This window comes from Xanthobacter autotrophicus ATCC 700552, assembly GCF_043194565.1.
Taxonomy (GTDB): Bacteria; Pseudomonadota; Alphaproteobacteria; order Rhizobiales; family Xanthobacteraceae; genus Xanthobacter; species Xanthobacter autotrophicus_F.
The window spans coordinates 22763-40739 of sequence record NZ_JBAFVS010000010.1; the positions used below are offsets into that span (position 1 = coordinate 22763).

General features: G+C 63.4%; 19 protein-coding genes and 1 pseudogene. 9 read left to right on the forward strand and 11 right to left on the reverse strand.

Annotated features, from left to right (window positions below):
• Positions 1 to 189: 189 nt before the first annotated feature.
• The 9 genes and pseudogenes from V5F48_RS12390 to V5F48_RS12430 all read left to right on the forward strand — a co-directional run.
• Positions 190 to 783: a DUF6088 family protein gene (locus V5F48_RS12390; protein ID WP_394258973.1), complete on the forward strand. Its 594-nt coding sequence runs from the start codon at positions 190 to 192 to the stop codon at positions 781 to 783.
• The gene (locus V5F48_RS12395) at positions 776 to 1792 is read left to right on the forward strand and encodes a nucleotidyl transferase AbiEii/AbiGii toxin family protein (protein WP_394258974.1); all 1017 of its coding nucleotides are present in this window, start codon (positions 776 to 778) and stop codon (positions 1790 to 1792) included. Before V5F48_RS12390 ends, V5F48_RS12395 begins: the two co-directional genes overlap by 8 nt.
• Positions 1758 to 3599, forward strand: coding sequence for an ATP-dependent nuclease (locus V5F48_RS12400; RefSeq protein WP_394258975.1), 1842 nt, complete (start codon positions 1758 to 1760; stop codon positions 3597 to 3599). Before V5F48_RS12395 ends, V5F48_RS12400 begins: the two co-directional genes overlap by 35 nt.
• The gene (locus V5F48_RS12405; RefSeq protein WP_394258976.1) at positions 3586 to 5403 is read left to right on the forward strand and encodes an ATP-dependent helicase; all 1818 of its coding nucleotides are present in this window, start codon (positions 3586 to 3588) and stop codon (positions 5401 to 5403) included. Before V5F48_RS12400 ends, V5F48_RS12405 begins: the two co-directional genes overlap by 14 nt.
• A gap of 3 nt (positions 5404 to 5406) precedes the next feature.
• Positions 5407 to 6321: a restriction endonuclease gene (locus V5F48_RS12410; RefSeq protein WP_394258977.1), complete on the forward strand. Its 915-nt coding sequence runs from the start codon at positions 5407 to 5409 to the stop codon at positions 6319 to 6321.
• Between the two features lie 146 nt (positions 6322 to 6467).
• Positions 6468 to 7244 (forward strand): HNH endonuclease signature motif containing protein, encoded by a 777-nt coding sequence (locus tag V5F48_RS12415; protein ID WP_394258978.1) that lies wholly within the window; start codon positions 6468 to 6470, stop codon positions 7242 to 7244.
• 81 nt (positions 7245 to 7325) lie between these two features.
• Positions 7326 to 8516, forward strand: a complete 1191-nt coding sequence (locus V5F48_RS12420; RefSeq protein WP_394258979.1) for a hypothetical protein — start codon at positions 7326 to 7328, stop codon at positions 8514 to 8516.
• Positions 8517 to 8910: 394 nt separating this feature from the next.
• Positions 8911 to 9129: a hypothetical protein gene (locus V5F48_RS12425; protein ID WP_394258980.1), complete on the forward strand. Its 219-nt coding sequence runs from the start codon at positions 8911 to 8913 to the stop codon at positions 9127 to 9129.
• A gap of 47 nt (positions 9130 to 9176) precedes the next feature.
• Positions 9177 to 9342 (forward strand): annotated as a pseudogene (locus tag V5F48_RS12430) (IS3 family transposase); the annotation flags it as partial.
• Positions 9343 to 9424: 82 nt separating this feature from the next.
• Here V5F48_RS12430 and V5F48_RS12435 read toward each other — a convergent pair.
• From V5F48_RS12435 to V5F48_RS12485, 11 genes are all read right to left on the reverse strand, one after another.
• Positions 9425 to 10480 (reverse strand): alpha/beta hydrolase family protein, encoded by a 1056-nt coding sequence (locus tag V5F48_RS12435; RefSeq protein WP_394258981.1) that lies wholly within the window; start codon positions 10478 to 10480, stop codon positions 9425 to 9427.
• A 137-nt stretch (positions 10481 to 10617) separates the two neighbouring features.
• Complete coding sequence (locus V5F48_RS12440; protein WP_394258982.1) at positions 10618 to 11142, reverse strand: phenolic acid decarboxylase; 525 nt, start codon at positions 11140 to 11142, stop codon at positions 10618 to 10620.
• A gap of 69 nt (positions 11143 to 11211) precedes the next feature.
• Positions 11212 to 12693: a UbiD family decarboxylase gene (locus tag V5F48_RS12445; protein WP_394258983.1), complete on the reverse strand. Its 1482-nt coding sequence runs from the start codon at positions 12691 to 12693 to the stop codon at positions 11212 to 11214.
• A gap of 113 nt (positions 12694 to 12806) precedes the next feature.
• Positions 12807 to 13427 carry a UbiX family flavin prenyltransferase gene (locus tag V5F48_RS12450; RefSeq protein ID WP_394258984.1) on the reverse strand — a complete coding sequence of 207 codons (621 nt, stop codon included), beginning with the start codon at positions 13425 to 13427 and terminating at the stop codon, positions 12807 to 12809.
• A gap of 226 nt (positions 13428 to 13653) precedes the next feature.
• Complete coding sequence (locus tag V5F48_RS12455; protein ID WP_394258985.1) at positions 13654 to 13992, reverse strand: hypothetical protein; 339 nt, start codon at positions 13990 to 13992, stop codon at positions 13654 to 13656.
• A gap of 241 nt (positions 13993 to 14233) precedes the next feature.
• Positions 14234 to 14506 carry a hypothetical protein gene (locus V5F48_RS12460; RefSeq protein WP_394258986.1) on the reverse strand — a complete coding sequence of 91 codons (273 nt, stop codon included), beginning with the start codon at positions 14504 to 14506 and terminating at the stop codon, positions 14234 to 14236.
• 68 nt (positions 14507 to 14574) lie between these two features.
• Positions 14575 to 15282, reverse strand: a complete 708-nt coding sequence (locus V5F48_RS12465; protein ID WP_394258987.1) for a flavin reductase family protein — start codon at positions 15280 to 15282, stop codon at positions 14575 to 14577.
• Positions 15255 to 15563, reverse strand: coding sequence for a ferredoxin--NADP reductase (locus V5F48_RS12470; RefSeq protein WP_394258988.1), 309 nt, complete (start codon positions 15561 to 15563; stop codon positions 15255 to 15257). Before V5F48_RS12470 ends, V5F48_RS12465 begins: the two co-directional genes overlap by 28 nt.
• Before the next feature lie 129 nt (positions 15564 to 15692).
• The gene (locus tag V5F48_RS12475; protein ID WP_394258989.1) at positions 15693 to 16304 is read right to left on the reverse strand and encodes an ABC transporter ATP-binding protein; all 612 of its coding nucleotides are present in this window, start codon (positions 16302 to 16304) and stop codon (positions 15693 to 15695) included.
• A gap of 9 nt (positions 16305 to 16313) precedes the next feature.
• Positions 16314 to 16952, reverse strand: coding sequence for an ABC transporter permease (locus tag V5F48_RS12480; protein ID WP_394258990.1), 639 nt, complete (start codon positions 16950 to 16952; stop codon positions 16314 to 16316).
• 441 nt (positions 16953 to 17393) lie between these two features.
• Positions 17394 to 17975 carry a tautomerase family protein gene (locus V5F48_RS12485; protein ID WP_394111361.1) on the reverse strand — a complete coding sequence of 194 codons (582 nt, stop codon included), beginning with the start codon at positions 17973 to 17975 and terminating at the stop codon, positions 17394 to 17396.
• Positions 17976 to 17977 lie beyond the last annotated feature (2 nt).

A 17977-nucleotide genomic window follows, 5' to 3' on the forward strand; every position in this document is an offset into this window, starting at 1 on the left:
GGCTGCTGCTGCGCCAACGACCACCTCATTTCCGCCGCAAGCTCCTCTTGACCTCGGGGAACTGGTTCTTCATTGTGTTCTTTATTTGTTCTATATTTCGCGGCGAAGAGTTAGGGGCTCGATCGACCTCAGGCGGCCGATCTTGAAAAGTGTCAGAAAACCGCGTATGTTTCTGACAGGAGAATGGCCATGCAACGCTTGACCGAACAGATTCTAACGCATGCGAAAGGGTTGCCAGAGGGCACTCCGGTTGCGGCTAAAAGTTTGCTCCACCTCGGCAACCGCGCCGCGGTGGATCAGGCCCTGTCGCGCCTGAGCGAGAGGGGCCATCTGATCCGGGCGGGTCGCGGCGTCTATCTTTTGCCGGTCACGAGCCGGTTCGGCACGCGGTCTCCCTCCGTGGAGCAGGCGGTCGAGGCGCTGGCCAGCCAGCGGGGAGAGACTATCGTCCCCAGTGGCGCCGCTGCGGCCAACACTTTGGGTCTTACGACACAGGTGCCGGTCCGGTCGGTCTATCTGACCTCCGGCCGTACCCGGAAGATGAACCTCGGCAAACAGGTCGTCGAGCTTCGCCACGCCCCGCGCTGGCAGCTCGCCATGGCGCATCAACCTGCCGGCGAAGCGGTACGCGCGCTGGCCTGGCTTGGGCCGGAGAAGGCCGAGGCCGCCCTCCTGACCTTGAAACGCAAACTCCCGCCGGGCGCCTTCAGCGAGCTGGTCGCGGTAGCGCCGCAGCTCCCAACTTGGCTGGCGCGCAGCGTGGGCAAGGCCGCATATGGCTGATCCATTTCTCCACCTTCAGGTCGAGGATCGACGCGAGGCGCTCGGCGTCGCTGCCGATCGGTCGGGCCGGCCGGCGCATCTGCTGGAGAAGGACGTATGGGTCGTCTGGGCGCTCGCCACCCTTTACGGTTCGGCGCTTGGGGAACATCTGGTTTTCAAGGGCGGCACATCGCTGTCTAAAGCCTATCAGGTCATCCGGCGGTTTTCCGAGGACGTCGATCTGACCTACGACATCCGGGCGATTGCCCCCGACCTAGTGGGCGAAAACGGCGAAGCGTTGCCGAAGACCCGGAGCGAGGAAAAACGCTGGTCCAGCGAGGTGCGCAAGCGCCTGCCCGAGTGGGTTGAAGGGAGCGTTCAGCCGATCATCGCACAGGCGCTCGCTACTGAAGCTTTGGCAGCCACCATCCGCGTCAAAGGCGAGAAGCTATTCATCGACTACGAAGCGGCGACGGCCGGCTCCGGATATGTGGCGCCAAGCGTGATGCTCGAATTCGGAGCACGATCGACGGGTGAGCCCGCGAGTGTGCGCGACATCGCCTGCGATGCATCCGGCCTGATCGAGGGCGTGACCTTCCCCACGGCTCGTCCCCGCGTGATGCATGCGGAGCGAACCTTTTGGGAGAAGGCGACGGCTATCCACGTCTTCTGCCTGCAGGAGCGGCTGCGTGGCGATCGCTTTGCTCGTCACTGGCACGATGTCGCGCGATTGGACGAAGCTGGTTTTGCTGCGTCCGCCTTCGCTGATCGCGACCTGGCGAACGCAGTGGCGCGCCACAAGACCATGTTTTTCGCCGAGAAGGCGTCCGATCGGACACCCATCGATTACGAGGCGGCCGTCAACGGCGGTCTGCGGCTTGTGCCCGCAGGCGATGGTCTGAAGGCGCTTGAAGAGGACTACGCCCGCATGGTCGACGACGGGCTTCTTCTGGAAGACGCCGAGCCTTTCGACGCGCTGATGGCGCGATGTGCCGATGTCGCTGAGCGAGCCAATCGCGTCCGCGAATAGAAAAAGCTGGGGGGACGGCACCGTGCGAATTTCGCGGATCAAAATTACAAACTTCGCCAACTTCTCGGACCTCGACGTGGAGACTGGCGACAGCATCGTCATCGTCGGCGAGAACAAGGTCGGTAAGAGCAACTTCGTCCGCGCCCTGCAACTGATCCTCGACCCCGGCCTGTCCGAGCGCGACCGCCAACTTGGGCTTGAACATTTCTGGGACGGGCTCGGGGAGGATAAGCTCGGAGAGACTGTCGAGATCTCTGTCGAACTGACCGACTTCACCGACGATCCGCGGTTGATGGCCCATCTGGGCGATTGCGTGGTGGACCCAGGTCCGCCGATGGTCGCGCGCCTGACCTACCGCTTCCAACCGAAAGCTAATCTCGGACGCGATCCGGAGAGCTTGGCCGACTACGAGTATATCATTTTCGGCGGCGACGATCCGGAGATGTCCATCGGCTCTTCGTTGCGCCGGATGCTGCCGCTCGACGTGCAGGTCGCGCTGCGCGATGCCGAGAAGGATTTGGCGAGCTGGCGCAATTCACCGCTCAGGCCGTTGATCGAGCAACTGGCGACCTCGCTTGACGAGGACGCGCGGGACGAAATCCAGGAGCTGGTTAGCGAAGCGCAGGCTGATCTGGTGGGCCGCGCCGAGGTGGTCGCTACGGCGCAACGGATAGGCGAGCGTCTGATTGCGATCGCCGGCGAGCAGCACGCGGTCCCATTGACGCTCGGTCTCGCGCCGACACGGGTAGATGCGCTGCTGCGCAGTTTGCGCTTGCTGATCGACAATGGCGCCCGCGGTATTGGGGACGCCAGCCTGGGCACGGCGAACCTGATCTTCCTGGCGCTGAAGAGCCTCGAACTCGACCGGCTCGTCACAGACGGCGAGCGGGACCATACGTTCTTCGTGGTCGAGGAGCCCGAAGCCCATCTTCACCCACATGTGCAACGGCTCGTCTATCGTTATTTCCTCGGCAATACCGGGAATGCCGAGGAGGATACGCCGCCGCTCACGACAATCCTGACGACGCACTCACCGCATATCGCCAGCGTCACCCCCATCCGTTCGATCGTGCTGCTGCGCCATGATGTCAGCGAAGAGACGACGATAGCGGTTTCAACCGCGAAGGCGCCGCTTACACAGCGAGACGAGGCGGACCTCCAGCGCTACATCGACGTCAGCCGCGGCGAAATCTTCTTCGCGCGTGGTGTGATTTTGGTGGAGGGCGATGCCGAGCGGTTCCTCGTCCCCGCCTTTGCGGAGGTGCTGGACATCCCGCTCGACATGTTGGGCATCACGGTGTGCTCGGTGAGCGGCACGAACTTCACTCCCTATGTGAAGCTGTTGGGACCGCAGGGCCTCAACATCCCGCACGTCATCCTGACGGATCGCGATCCGAACGGCACCAAGCCGCCGCTCGTGAGGCGTCGGCTGATTAATGTACTGCGGCTTGTCGAAGACGGGGTGAACTATACGCCGCTCAACGCCGATGCCGTGATCGCTCGCGCCGAGCCGTTCGGCTATTTCGTCAACAGCAACACCCTTGAGCCGGAGCTTTTTACCGGCGGACTTGCCGAGGCGATGCAGGAGGTCATTGAAGAGGAGCTATCCATCAGCGAGGAGACACGCGAAGAGCTCCAGGGATGGGTTGATGACACCGACGATCTCGACGAGGAGCACCTGATCAAGCTCATCGAGCGGATTGGAAAAGGGCGCTTCGCACAGGCCCTCGCTCCCCATGTCAGCGACGAGACGTGCCCGGATTACATTCGGCAAGCGTTGGAGCATATCCGCGATGCCGTTTCGTAGCGTCAGCGCCGCCTATCTCGCCCAGGCGGCCGATCTCGCTGGCAATCCGGGCCAGCAGGCGGCTTACGATTCGACCGGACATTGCGTTGTCCTGGCGGGTCCAGGCAGCGGCAAGACGAAGACGTTGGTGCTAAAGCTGGCCCGGATCATGGCCGAAGACGTGCGAGCGCCGCGCGGCGCCGCCTGCATCACCTATAGCCAGGAATGCGCACGCGAGCTGACGCGACGCTTGGAACGACTGGGGCTGCGTGAAGCGCCTAACCTGTTCATCGGCACGGTTCACGGCTTCTGCTTGAGGCATCTCCTCATGCCTTATGCCCGTCTCGCCAATCTGCCCGTGCCGTTCCCGCTCGCCGTCGCAACCCAGCGGCAGAGCGATCAGGCGATGAAGCGGGTGGGCGATCGGCTCTTCGGTGTTGGGCATCCCAACAAGCCGATGGATCTCGGTCGCCATCGGCGGTCGATCCTCGATCGGGCCTCGATTGCCTGGACCAGCGAAGCGGAGCTGGCCGGATGGGCCGAAGAATATGAGGCCGAGTTGCGTGGAATGGGCCTGATTGACTTCGATGATCTCGTGATCTTCGGCCAACGGCTCGTGTCCGAGCATGACTGGGTGCTCCCCTTGCTGCAGGCGAAATTCCCGGTCCTGGCGGTCGATGAATATCAGGATCTCGGAGTGGCGCTGCACCGCATCGTCAAGCGCGTAGCCTTTGATGGCGGCGTCCGGCTTTTTGCCGTGGGAGACTCCGACCAGTCGATCTACGGCTTCACCGGCGCCGACGGTGCGCTGTTGCAGGAACTGGCCGAGCGGGATGACGTCGAGCGGGTCCAGCTCCAACTCAACTATCGTTCGGCCTCGCGAATTGTCAGCGCCTCTGAACTGGCGCTTGGGGAGGTGCGCGGCTACGTCTCGAACGATCCGGATCGGGAAGCAGTGATCGCGTTCGTCGAGCGCGACGATGGACTTGAAGGTCAGGCGGCGCACGCTGTGGCCGAAATAATCCCGGCAGCGCTAGCGGCCAAGCCCGGCCGCGCGCTAGGCGACATCGCCATCCTGTACCGGGATTACCGCACCGGCGACGTCGTCGCCGAGGCCGTGGCCGCTGCGGGGCTCGACTTCATCCGCGTCGATACTGCCGCGCCATATCGCAAGGTCGCGCTGACAAGCTGGATCGAGGACTGCGCGGCCTGGTGCGCTGACGGCTGGCGTGAGGGTCGGCCACAGTTGCGCGGATTGCTTGATCGGTGGCTTGGCTTTCACCGCACCCGCCTCGCAGAGGCTGAGGCCCGCCGCGAGGCTCATCGCCTGACTCGGCTCCTTTGGTCGCTGCGGGCGGACGATGGGTTGGCGCGGGGCTTCGTCGGCGCGCTGCGGGCGGGCATGCTCGATGCGCTAATGTCTGCGGAGCCAAGCCTCGCCGATCAGCGCGAACAGGTGGTGCGCATGTCCGCGGCGCTCGCCGTCGGCGGCGCGCTCGCTGATCTGGATCTGGCGAGCCTCGGTGGTCGCGACGGGTCGCCTCTCCACCTCAATTTGTTGACGCTGCACTCGGCAAAGGGCTGCGAATATGACGTCGTGATTATGGTGGGGCTCGATCTGGGCGGTTTGCCGTGGCGCAACGAGCTGCCGGCGGCGCGGCGCGAAAGCCGACGGCTGTTCTATGTTGGCCTGACGCGAGCCCGTGACGAGATCCACATGCTGTATTCCGGTTACGTCGATACCGGCCGCGGGCGAATGCATTGGGGGCGCTCGCCGTTCCTGAACGAGCTGGAAGCGCGAATGGAGGAGGCCGAGGGCGAGTAATCTATGCTGTCATTCCGTGAAGCCCAGGCTGTCGAAGACCTGGCCGATCTCTTCTACGATTTCCTTCCCGGCAGTGGGAACACTCGCACGGCGTTTCCGCTTGCGGCCGCCCAGGCTGGCGTCGGCGAGCTATGGATTCCAGGGAGCAAGCGGCCGGCGATCGTCCAGCTCTTGACCGCCACTCTCGAACAGCGCCGGTCGCTTTTCACGAAGCTCATCGTCGCGATCGTTCGACAGGCGATGACCTATCGGCGCGGCAAGGGGAATCCCCTGACCCGCGCCGAAATCGATCGCCTGAACGCGCTCCTTCCGGGCGTACAATACAAGATTCCCGAATTGCTCGATCCCAGCTTCCTCAGCAGCTTTGGCCAGCCCAAGACGGAGGAGCCTTCCTCACAAGCGGCGACGGTGCTGAGCGAGGCAAAGGCGCAGGAGCTCGCGACGCTTCTGATAGAGATCACCAAGCTTGATCCCCAAACCCGGGGGCTCCGGTTCGAGAGCTTCCTCAACGAATTGTTCGCCGGGTTCGGGCTTGCGCCACGTGGTGCGTTTCGCATCGTGGGGGAGCAAATCGATGGGAGTTTTCGGCTCCAAGGTCACACCTATCTGGTGGAAGCCAAATGGCACGGGCCGCAGATCGGCTTTGCCGACTTGATGACCTTCTCCGGGAAGGTCTCCGGCAAGGCATCTTGGTCGCGCGGGCTATTCGTCAGTAATTCTGGATTTACGGCCGAGGGGCTGGAGGTGTTTTCACGAGGGAGGCAAACCAATCTCATCTGCGCTGATGGGCTCGATCTGTATGAAGTACTGTCGCGCAAGGTATCGCTGATCGATGTGTTGGAAGAAAAGGCGCGCCGCGCCGCCGAAACAAATCGCGCCTTCGTCACCGTGCGAGATCTCAATCTTAGAAGTGGTTGAAAGAGTACCTATGCGAGGAATAGGCCAGATCAGTCGATATTCAGCTTATGCTGTCCCATCCGAGGGATGAAAATATCGAATTTTGAATCTATCAACACCTTTTCGGTGCGTGAAAAAATATTCTAACCAACTGAGGGGCATTGGCGGTGCCAACGGAAAAGACAATAAAAAGGCTGTTCGCACTTTCGGGAAACTGCTGCGCGTTTCCAGGTTGCTCATTGCCAATTGTGGAAAGCGCCGGAACGATCACCGGCGAGATTTGTCACATTCGCGCTCGGAATGAAGGTGGTCCGCGATTCGATCGTGCTCAAACCGACGAGACGCGCCACGGCTTTGACAATCTAATTCTTCTATGCCGTCACCATCACAGAATAGTGAACGCTGATCCAGAGGCGTATTCGGCAGAGGCTTTGGAGGAACTCAAGAGAATTCGAGAGGAGGAAATGGGCCGGCCTGAGCAGTCGACGGATTCATTTTTTGCAAAAATACTCCTTGGCGATCTGCGGCGTATTGAAGTGAACTATAATAGTGGAAACGTCATTGTTGACAGCCCCGGAGTTATATTGGCTGACACTGTTAACGTGAAAACGACACGCAAAGCGGTGACTATCCAACCCGCCGCTGGAACCATTGGCGCAGATCAGGGGGCAAGTAGATATATTCAGTACTTAATCAGCAGATATAACGATTTTGCCAGTGCGGACAAAACGCGATCTACAAAATTCAGTTATGGCGTCATCTCCAAGAATATCGAGACGAATTTCAGCGCGCCCTGGAAGCTGTTGTCGATGAGCGATTTTCCGGCTGTTTGTGCATATCTCCAGCAACGGATCAGTAAAACGCGCATAGCAAAATCGAACTTTGCTAAAGGGACGAAGGCATTTTCAAGTTTCCAGGAGTTTTCGCAGAGTGCCAAGCGATGAGTCGCGAACTGCACAAGCCGATTCGCGCTGATTGCCTGTGGACGCCTGATTAATGCAGGCGCACGAAGGCAGGGGGATTCAATGAACAATGATAGCCGTCAGTCAGTCTCAGAACTACGCGCAGGCATTGATGTGAAGAATGGCGGCGAGCCGATCCTCCTCAAGGACGTGAATATTCACGCCATCCTCGCAGAACCCGCCCGAGGGGGCGAGACCGCCAATGTATGGACCCGGGTCGTTGCCTCGTCAGACCAGAAGCTGTTCCACGACATCGTGGGGAATTTGGTAGCTGCTGTTGAGCACAGCACGCGGCAGGCCGGCTTCCACGTCAAGCTCGACATGGCTAACACGATTTTGCTGGTCATTCGGCCAGACAACACAGCGGAACTGTGGGTGGATGCTGCCGCGGTAACGCACGAGATCACCTTAAAGCGGCCCGGCTCATTGGCTGCTGGCACCGTATTGTTCGAAAATGACATCGCAGATGTGCGGGGAATGTGGTTTCCTCTGATCGAGGTCGGGGCGGGGGACCGCATCCTTTGCATTTTTCGCGAAGGTTGGCGCTTCGGCCTGCTTTTTGACGGAAACTCCAAAGGCGAATTGTCGGTCGACGACGCAAAGCGGGATCTCGGCAATCTTTATCGGCGGATGAAGTATGCCGGCCTTTACGCCGCGATGGCTCATCAGCCCACCTTTGGTCAGCTAGTGGGTGCCGGTTGGTTCCCATTCCTTGAGTTGATGAGCGGAGAATTCGAGAAACTGATCTCGATGTGTCAGTCTGGCTTCGATCTGGATGAAGATGAAAAATCTCTTGTCGAGAAGTTTGGCGAAGCTCGTTTAGATCGGATGTTCGATCGCTGGATGCAGCGTCCCCATCTGAAAAGTCGAGAGTCTATTCTTCGCTCGGCAGTGAACAACTTCAAGGCGCGCGATCCGGTTTCCGTCATCAAGACAGTCCTCACCGAGATCGAGGGCGTCTTGGCGGATGCCTATTTTCGGGTGCACGGCGAACATACCAGGAGACTTCCGAAGCTCCTGAATTTTGCCGTCGATCTTGCGACCGCACAGGGCGGAAAAGACACCCTGTATTTTCCCGGTGAGTTCGCCGTTTATCTGCGCGACTATGCCTTTGCTGACTTCGTACGTGGAAGCGCGAGCGGAACGGCCTCACGTCATGCGGTTGGACACGGCGCATTGGCGGCAGACCAATATACCATGCCTCGCGCCCTTCAGGCGCTACTCACACTCGATCAGTTCGCTTTCTACACATGAGCGCCGGTCCCGCCCTGGCCGTCGTGACGCACTACTAAATTGGTGATAGGGCTATGGCGTGAAATCGGCGTAATGCACGGATCGAGTCGAACCATCTCCTGCGTTTCGCGTCTGGCGATAGTTCCCGAAAGTTCGATTTTCGAGGCAGTTACGAAAAATCCAATGATTTCAAAGCCGCGCGATTTTGACGGGTTCGTTGGCGGTATAGTCATGTCGAGAATATTTTTTACGAAATGATTTCAAGGCGTTCTGGTTTCTATTGATAATCGAGTGGGAGTGATCTAAGGTCGTTTCAGACCATCTCGCTCTGTGCCAAATATCGCACGATCCCCTTGAGTAATAAGGATTATTTTTCCTATCCCGTATCACTGCATGTCACCCCAGCCGAGCCACCATGTTGGTCGCGATGGTGGTATGGCGCAGGATGGTCGAGAAGCGGGCTTTCGCTACCAACAGCCCCCTTGTTGGTATCCGTTCGCCTCCCGGACCGGATGCGGATTTAGCGGATATGCTCGACGCTTGGGTGCGCGGCGAATCCGCAAAAGACCTGATCGCCGACGCGAAGCAGCGTGCCGCCGAGGTCCACGACGACGAACTGGATGATGATCTCTGAACGAGATTCTCCCCCAAGCCTATTCTGTCAGTCGTTGTCATCGGTGGTTCTTCCACACGCCGAAAACCGTGCGGACCCACCATCGCCTCTATTCCATTGGTGCGAGGCGAAACGGGATCTGGTCGAGTACATGAGGGCTTTTTCAATTCCGGCCGCCTACACTCGGCCCTCGGCTACATCGGCGCGGTCGAGACGGGACAGAGAGCGGCTTAGCCCCGTCCACTTTTCCGGAGGAAGATCAGTGCGCCGGAACATTGCCGCTCGCGCAAATAGAGAGGACTGAATGAGCGATTTTTCACTCCATAAGATGTGATATCTCACCTGCAACATCCGCGGCGGTTTGCCTGAGGAGCTTCAATGTCTGCACGGTTCTCCGCGCACCATTCTCTCCAAGGAAGAACATGTGGTTGCCCGGCAGCGTCGCGCTCAGCCGCTGGGCGGCGTGCCCGACATGCTCGACCAGCAACGCCCATGTCTCGGGGGGAAGCGCGGCGAGCTTGTCTGCTTGCGAGAAAACGAGACCTTCGCAAAGCTGCTGGGTGATGTAGACGCCCCATGTGGAGCGGTCCGTCAGTGCGTGCCGGGCGTCGATCGCAGAGGCGTGCGTCATCAAGGCGAGCGGCGGAAAGGCTCGGTAGCGCGCGGTGCCGACCTCACGCGCGTCTTCGGCCGGGTCGGGAACGAAAGCCCCGTCTCTGTAGCGCATGGCCGATGCGGCCAGCCCAACCGGGAAATCGCCGGTCATCTCGCGTGTGAATGCGTCGGCATCGAGCACCGCGTGGCCGGCCGCCGCGCTCTGATCCGCGAGGCAGTGGAGCAGCCAGTCGAGGTAGGCCCCCTTGACCCCAGCGAGGCCGCTCGCCACTGGCTTCAGGTGGTCGAGGCCGGGCAGGGTATGGGGAAGCGCCGATGCGGCCGCCATCGCGACGAAAAGTTCGATTCCCTTTCCCTTTCGTCGCAGCGCAGCATGAAGCGGCTCCGCAATGCGCCCCGCCATGCTCCAGCCGAGCACGATGGCGTTTGCCGGCAGGCCATTGCGGTCCATGTGGCGGGCGATGATCTCGGCGCTCTGCTCCGCCCAGTCGGTGATCGAAAACTGCGGGAATGCGGCGTCGAACACACCCCTGTTGTCCATGGGATAGGACAGGACCAGCGAGGAGAAGCCTTCCTCATGCAGCCAGTGGCACAGGAAATCGGCAGCCCTTCCCCCGGGCGGTCCATAGGCGATGCGGCCGAGCACCCCTCCGCCTGTGATGAACACCACGACGGGACGTTCCGGTCGCCCGGGTTCGAACCGCACCAGAGCCGGATAGCCGGCCGCCTCGGTCAATTCCTCGCCCGGATAGAGCATTGGGGATCTCTTCTGTGCTTCCGCCGGAGTGCGCCATGTCGCGGCCAAGGCTACGCCGAGCATCGCGACTTCACGCCGATTAAGGTCGCAGACAACCACTCTCAAACCTCCATATCGGGGCCAGCCATCGGCCCCCGTCAGCCGACGTTGCGGCGCGTGGCATAGCCCGCAGGCAGGTCCTCGGGGGCGCAGGCGATGACGCTCTCGTCATCCCGGCCGCAATCCTCCACGAAGGTGATATCGGCAAACTCGTCGATGAGAAGGGTCGGATAGGCCGGCCCGGCGTCGCGATACTGGCGCATCAGGTCGATCTTCTCGTTCTGGAAGCCGATGATCTTCTTCGGTTCCAGCTCGATCCAGCGCGGGAAGAAGGTGGCGCCGTGGGCGCGGTTCTCATGGAGGTTGTAGGCGACGCTGACGCAGGTGCCGGTCGGCTCGTGCCAGGAGACCTTGTACACCCCGTCGGCCAGGCGGACGATGTGGACCTCCTGGCCCTTGACCCAGCGCCCGCCGACCATGCCGCCATGCACGCGATAGTCGATGGTACGGTCGTTCTTGAAATACATCTCGTACTGCCAGCCATTGGCATAAGTATAGATGATGTGCTTACCCACGAAGGCGGCGATCTCCGCCGGATGGGTGGATTCGAATGCGTCGGTCATAGCTTTCCTCTCTCCGGCGCCGGGCTGATGCGGGCCGCCGGCTGTTGACGTGGGGTGGATGGGGGACGCTCACATGAAACCGTATTCGCTCCAGCGGCGCTTGACCCGGTCGACGATCTCCGCCGGGTAGCCGTGGCGGAACGATGCGCGCACCGGCAGCGCCTCGCCCCATTCGTCGGGCGGCAGGCAGTTGTAGACGACCTTGCCGGTGCTGGCGGCGATTTTCTCGTTGGTGCGCAGATAGGCGACCAGCGGGTCCTCGGGCTCGTCGCGGAAGACGGCGTGGCCGAGCAGCGGGTGGCACCGCGTGGCGAAGGCCCAGACCAATTCCTTGAGATCGTCCGGATTGATGTCGTCGTTGAGCACGATCACCTTGGGGACAATGACGCCAGCCTTGGTCGAGAACATGACCTCGCCGATCCGCTGGCACAGCGCCTGCGCGGCGTCGATGCCGGTGCGGCGGCGCCAGTCGCGCGGCAGCGTCACCACCAGCCAATGCATGGCGCTCTGCTGCGGAATCCACGCGGTGGTCGCGGGTATGCCGGCGGCCCTGAGATCGTGCAGAATCTGGGCCGAGATCATGGTCCCCCAGACCGTGTGGTTCTCCTCGACCGGCTCCCCGGCGGCGACGACGGGCAGGATCGCGTCGTTGCGATGGCTGATGGCCGAGACGTGGTAGACGGGACCGTCCTGCGCGGGCTCTGTCGGAATGTAGCCGGGATATTCTCCCATTGGCCCTTCCTTCGTCTTCTCGTCGAGATGCAGATAGCCCTCTATGAGGATCTCCGCGCTCGCCGGCGCCTCGAGCCCGACGGTCCGGCATCGCACGGTCCGGATCGGCCGCCCCATCAGGGCACCGAGCCGGCCGCTTTCGTCCACCTTGGCCGGCAGCGGCATGGCGCAGATAAACGGGATGGACGGCTCGACGCCGAGCGCGAGGGCGAAGGGCATCGGCTTGCCCAGGTCAGCCCAGGCCTTGGCCACCATGCCGATATGCTGCTGGGGTGAGACGAGCCCGGTCATGCGCTTGCCGTCGACCACCATGATGCGGGCGATCGACCAATTGGTCCATGAACCGTCCGGCGTGCGCGCGACGATGCAGCCGAAGGTGTTGAGATAGCGGCCGCCGTCGCCGTCATGCAGCAGCGGGACCGGCAGGCGGTTCAGATCCACATCGTCGCCGGTCGAGATGTTTTCGAAGCAAGGAGCGCTGTCGACGATCTGCGGATTGATTGCGGGCAGATCGAGGCTGGCGGCGATGGCCTCGGCGATCTCGATCCCGCTTGACGTCGGCGGCAGTTCGAGCGACGTCGCCACACGAACCATAGCAAGGCCGCGCTGGGCGCTGGTGGCGGCTGGCGCGCCGAGGATGCGGAAGCCGGAGGGATGATCGGAGAATGCGCTGAACAGCGGTGCGGGCGAGCCCGTCTCGGAGCAATGTCGGATGATGGCGCCGAGCTCCAGGTCCAGAGAGACCGGAGCCGCGACCTCCTGGATTTCTCCGAGGTTGCGCAACGCCTCGATATATTGGCGCAGGTCGAGCAGGGGCATGGCGGGAAGTCCTAGAACGTTTTCGAGCGAAGTGGATACCGGTTCGCGTAAAGAAAACGCGTAAACTCAATGACATAGAGCATTTTCCCGATTCAGTGAAACGGGGAAATGCTCTAGGTCGTCGTATCAGCGGGGAGGTGGCTGGCCGGCTTACCGTTCCATCGGTCGAACAGGCCCGCGTCGAGGTCGTAGAGATCGAGCACGCGCCCCACCGTGTGGTTCACCATGTCGTCCAGCGAGGCCGGCCGGTCGTAGAAGGCCGGCACCGGCGGGAAGACGATGGCGCCGCTCTCGGTGACCTGCGCCATGGCGCGGATGTGCCCGGCATGCAGGGGCGTCTCGCGGAACATGAGGACCACCCGCCGACGCTCCTTCAGGCAGACGTCGGCCGCGCGGGTGAGCAGGCCGTCGGTATTGCCGGTGGCGATGGCGGACAGGCTCCGCACCGAGCAGGGCGCGACGATCATGCCCATGGTGCGGAACGAGCCGGAGGCGATGGCGGCGCCGATGTCGGCATCCGAGTAGCTGAAGTCCGCTAGGGCGCGCACATCGCGCACCTTCAGGTCGGTTTCGTAGGCGAGGGTGCGCTCACCCGGCTTCGACATGACGAGGTGGGTCTCGATGTCGAGGCGCCTCAGCGCTTGCAGGAGGCGCAGTCCGTAGATGGTGCCGGTGGCGCCGCTGATCCCGACGATCATGCGCCGGCGTGGCGCAGGAGTGACGTGCTGTTGCATGGCGCGCATCCAGTCCCGGTTCGATGGAAAGGAGCCTAGCCAGCCGGGCCCGGCGCCTCATCGTCAGAACTGTCTATGCGAGCAACGAAACGACCGACGGGCCGGTCGCAGACACTTCAGCGCAGCTGCGGCACGAGCGCCCCGAGGGTCGCCATGGTGCGCTCGAAGTCGCGCAAATTCTCTGCTTCCGACTTGCCCAGGATCGAGCGGATCTGGCTGCGGACGGTCATGAGCGAGACGCCGCGGCGGTGCGCCACGTCCTCGGCGCTGACGCGCCGAGCTTCGCATTGCCGAGGTGGTAGGCCCGTGCGGTGGCGAAGTCATAGCGGGCCTTGGCGGCATAGGGGTCTCTGGCGTGGAAATAGACCGAGTATGCGGTCTCGCTGCCGTCGGCAGGCATCAGCAAATTGCGAGGTCCCCCGGAGCCATCAAGGATCAGCAGGGCGCGCCGGGCGTCCATGATCCGGCAGATGCGTTCGCCGACGTCCAGCCAGCTGCCGTCCCCGGCGCCGGCCTGATAGATGGCGCCGACGCAGTCGGCAAGATCACGCTCCGTGTCTTTCACGCTGGGCAGCCCCGAAAGTCGCCCGAAGATGCCAGAGACGCCGCTTGTATTCAACGCTTAGCCGTCCCCCGCCGGGCCGGGATGCGTAGAAATGGCTCGGCCCTGACCCACTCTGTTCTTTCAACCAGGATAAGTGTCTCATGGATTGTCTACCATGAGCTGGCTCAGGCACTCTTGTATCGTTGAGCTTCTATACCGGCGCGCCGGGCGCTGGTTGACCGCGCGCGGTTTGCCGCCGCCCTCAGTCGCCGAACTTCCGGGCGGCATAGTCGATGCCGGCCTGGACCTCGCCCATGGCCTCCTGGATGAGCGCCATCGCCCGCTCCCGGTGGCCGCCCTTGTCGGGCGTCGCCTCGCGCAGCGAGCGCAGGGCGGTCTCCAGTTCGCCAATGGCGCGCTCCATATTGCCCTGATAGGCTTGTGCGCCCTGGCCGGAGGCCGCCACCATGACGCCGCCGGCAGCCAGCGTGGCGAGGCGCAGGAGGGCGCGGCGGGATGAGATCTGATCGTCCATGGCCATTGTCCTTTCGATTGTACGACGGAGGGGTCTCTCCGTGTGGGTAACGCGCGACGCCGGCCATGTCATGGCGCGATCGTCAGATCGGTGAGCGGCACCGCCTGGCAGGCGAGACAGGTGCCTGGCTCCCCCTCCACCGGCACGAGATGGGCGAAACGGCCTTCGACCACCGCGACGGCGCAGCTTTCGCACTGCCCCACCCGGCATCCGCTGCGCAGGGCGATCCCCGCCGCAAGCGCTGCGTCGAGGATGGAGCCGCCGCCGGGCGTCCACGTGAAGGACTGGCCCGAACCGGCCACCGTGATGCTGCGCGGCTCCAGCTCAGGCGGCACCTCGGCGGGGACATAGAAGGCCTCTGTGAAGATGTCGAAGCGCGGCATGCCCCATCGCACCAGTCCTTCCCGCATGTCGGCGATAAAGGCCGGCGAGCCGCAGATATAGGCGAGCGGACGGTCGTCGGGGGCGTCCGGGAGTGCGCCGGCGGCGCGTAGAGCGTCGATGTCGAGGCGGCCGTGCACCTCGAAGCGGCCGGCGGCCCGATCCTCCCCGTCGGGGCGGGAATAGGCGGTGATCCGCCGCAAGCCGGGAATGCGTGGTGCGAGCACCTCTAAGCGATCGGCGAGCGGGTGATCGGCGCGGCCGCGGCAGCCGTGAAGGAGGAGCACCTCGCCTGCGCGTGCCGCCTGCTGCGCCGCCAGCGCCTCCAGATACGACACGAACGGGGTGATGCCGATGCCGTTCGCGATCAGGAAGAGCGGGCGGGCGCCGTCCACCGGGGGGTGAACACGCCGGCGGGCGGTTCCAGCAGCAAAGTGTCGCCGGCCTCAAGCTCCTGGATGCGGTGAGAGAGAAAGCCGGCCTCCTCGCCATCCGCACAAGCCGGATTGCGCCGCACGGCGATGGAGAAGGTCCGTGGCGCGGCGGGCGGCCCGGTCAAGGAATAGGCCCGCGCCGGACCGCCCTGCTGCAGGCGTACCACCACATGCTGACCAGACAGGAAGTCCGGCAGCGCGTCGCCGTCCTCTGGCACCAGCGTCAGGGCCGTCCAGTCCACCCGGGAACAGGTTGGTGAGGCCGATGAACTCCGCGACGAAGCGCGTCGCCGGCCGCTGGTAGATCTCGCGCGGCGTGCCCACCTGCTCCACCCGTCCCGCTGACATCACCACGATGCGGTCGGCGACGCTCAACGCCTCGTCCTGGTCATGGGTGACGAAGATGCATGGGTGACGAAGATGGTGGTGAGCCCCAGCGCCGACTGGAGCCGCCTCAGCTCGGTGCGCACCTCTGTGCGCAGCTTGGCGTCGAGGGCGGAGAGCGGCTCGTCGAGCAGCAAAACCTCCGGCTTGTAGACGATGGCCCGCGCCAGAGCGACGCGCTGCTGCTGGCCGCCGGACAGCTCCTTCGGCAGGCGCCCGGCGAGATGGGCAAGCTTCACGAGGGACAGTGCCTCATCCACCCTGCGTCGCGCCTCCTCACGGCCGACGTTGCGCATCTGCAACCCGAAAGCGACGTTCTCCGCGACGCTCATGTGCGGGAACAGGGCATAGCCCTGGAACACGAGGCCGACGTTGCGCAAATAGGGCGGCAGGCGGGTCACGTCGCGCCCGTCGAAATGGATCGAGCCGGCGCTCGCCTCGGTGAGGCCCGCGATCATGCGCAGGGTCGTCGTCTTGCCGCAGCCGGAGGGGCCGAGGAAGGCGATGAACTCGCCCTGGCCGATTTCGAGGGAGACATGGTCCACGGTCACCTGCGCGCCGTGGCGCTTCACGAGGTCTTTGATGAGGATGCTCGACATCTTCGTTCCTCAGAATGCGCGCGCGAGCTTGAAGTAGCGGTCGGTCAGGACGAGGCCGGCCGAGATGATCGCGATCTGGACCGTGGCGACCGCCGCGATGGTCGGGTCGATGCTCCACTCCAGATAATTGACGATCACGATGGGCAGCGTCGTCACGCCGGGGCCCACCAGGAACAGCGACTTCTCCAGGTCCACGAAGGACGCGATGAAAGCAAATAGCGCGCCCGCCACCACGCCCGGCCGGATGAGCGGCCATGTCACCAGCCGGAACGCCGCGAACGGCCGCGCGCCCACGGTGAGCGCGGCTTCCTTCAGCTGCGGGTCCAGCCCGATCAGGGAGGCCGTGATCAGCCGCACCGCCCAGGGCAGAGCGATCAGGCTGTGGGCGATGGCAAGGCCCCGGAAGGTCATGGCCACCTGCACACCGCTCGCCAGTTCCACCTCGATCAGGAACATGTAGAGCGCCGCCCCGGCGACGATGCCGGGCACGACGAGCGGCGCCAGCAGCAGCAACTGGATGGCCTCCCGCCCCGGAAAGCGCCCGCGGGCGAGCACCAGCGCGGCGGGCACGCCCACCAGCATGCTCACCAGCGTCGCGACGACGCCCAGCTTGAGGCTGGTGACGAAGCCGTCGCGGAACTGCGGCATGGCGGCCGCCGCCCGGTACCAGTCGAGGGTGTATCCGGTCGGCGGGAAGCTGATGATCTTGTTCTCGAAGAAGCTGACCCAGACGATGGCGGCCAGCGGCGCTTGCGCTCCGGCACCGGGGCGAGGTCGTGGATGATGCCCATGGCCGAGGCGGCGAAGGCCGGCTCCTCGAACCCCTTGGCGATGCGCTCGTTCCAGTCGCCGCCCCAGTTGGAGACGACAAGCTCGCCGCTCTGCGCGCGGGCGATGCCGGGAAGGAGGGCGGCCGCGCCGAGGACGGCAGCGCTGGCAAGGAGGCGCCTGCGATCCATTACATGGCCGAAGATGCTCTGGTCGGTCGCGAAGTTCCCCTGACTTTCTCTGGATTGTGGCAAGAGGCCGCGCGCGCGTCTCCGCCCTTCGACCGGTCGCAGCGAGGGGCGCCGTTGCGGGCGCCGCTCGTCAGGCTGGTTCTGCGGGCGCCGCCTTTTGCAACCGCGACCGCAGCGACGGCAGCATGCCGCCAGTGTCGGAGGGGTAGCCCGCCGCCGCCATGGCCCGCGCCTTGGCCTCGAAATAGGCGCGCGACCAGGCCGGTCGAGGGCCGCCATCCTGGCCCACCGTCTTGGCAATGGATTCGAGGCTGATGGGTTGGCCCCCGTCGCCCCAATTGCCCTCGGTCACCTCGTTGATGACGGTGAGCAGGCTGCCGGCGGGATCGGCGCAGCCGGTCGCCCCCGCGATCGCCTCCGCTACCCAAGCATGAACCTCGTTCTTGTGCGTGACGTTCATGTAACCTTCGGGGATGAAGACATTGACCAGGAACTTGCCCGGCCCGGTCACATAGGTCCCGTCGGTGTGGCCGCCGATCCACCAGTCGTCGGTGGCGAAGGCGGTGAAGAACACCCAGGCGAAGGCGCGCCCGCCGGGCGTGTTGGCGCCGCCTTCCATTCTTATGAGCACGTCGGTGAGGCGCGCGGCGAGATCGGCTTTCGCCGCCGCATCGAGCGTCCCGGCGGCATAGCGCACATCCATGATCGGCATTG

Excerpts from the sequence above, each read along its gene's own strand:
- V5F48_RS12390 (WP_394258973.1), top strand. The coding sequence starts at position 190 with ATGCAACGCTTGACCGAACAGATTCTAACGCATGCGAAAGGGTTGCCA.
- V5F48_RS12400 (WP_394258975.1), top strand. The coding sequence starts at position 1,758 with ATGTCGCTGAGCGAGCCAATCGCGTCCGCGAATAGAAAAAGCTGGGGG.
- V5F48_RS12410 (WP_394258977.1), top strand. The coding sequence starts at position 5,407 with ATGCTGTCATTCCGTGAAGCCCAGGCTGTCGAAGACCTGGCCGATCTC.
- V5F48_RS12435 (WP_394258981.1), bottom strand. The coding sequence starts at position 10,480 with ATGCTCTATCCGGGCGAGGAATTGACCGAGGCGGCCGGCTATCCGGCT.
- V5F48_RS12405 (WP_394258976.1), top strand. The coding sequence starts at position 3,586 with ATGCCGTTTCGTAGCGTCAGCGCCGCCTATCTCGCCCAGGCGGCCGAT.
- V5F48_RS12445 (WP_394258983.1), bottom strand. The coding sequence starts at position 12,693 with ATGCCCCTGCTCGACCTGCGCCAATATATCGAGGCGTTGCGCAACCTC.
- V5F48_RS12450 (WP_394258984.1), bottom strand. The coding sequence starts at position 13,427 with ATGCAACAGCACGTCACTCCTGCGCCACGCCGGCGCATGATCGTCGGG.
- V5F48_RS12395 (WP_394258974.1), top strand. The coding sequence starts at position 776 with ATGGCTGATCCATTTCTCCACCTTCAGGTCGAGGATCGACGCGAGGCG.
- V5F48_RS12480 (WP_394258990.1), bottom strand. The coding sequence starts at position 16,952 with ATGCCGCAGTTCCGCGACGGCTTCGTCACCAGCCTCAAGCTGGGCGTC.
- V5F48_RS12485 (WP_394111361.1), bottom strand. The coding sequence starts at position 17,975 with ATGCCGATCATGGATGTGCGCTATGCCGCCGGGACGCTCGATGCGGCG.
- V5F48_RS12460 (WP_394258986.1), bottom strand. The coding sequence starts at position 14,506 with ATGGACGATCAGATCTCATCCCGCCGCGCCCTCCTGCGCCTCGCCACG.
- V5F48_RS12425 (WP_394258980.1), top strand. The coding sequence starts at position 8,911 with ATGTTGGTCGCGATGGTGGTATGGCGCAGGATGGTCGAGAAGCGGGCT.
- V5F48_RS12420 (WP_394258979.1), top strand. The coding sequence starts at position 7,326 with ATGAACAATGATAGCCGTCAGTCAGTCTCAGAACTACGCGCAGGCATT.
- V5F48_RS12475 (WP_394258989.1), bottom strand. The coding sequence starts at position 16,304 with ATGTCGAGCATCCTCATCAAAGACCTCGTGAAGCGCCACGGCGCGCAG.
- V5F48_RS12440 (WP_394258982.1), bottom strand. The coding sequence starts at position 11,142 with ATGACCGACGCATTCGAATCCACCCATCCGGCGGAGATCGCCGCCTTC.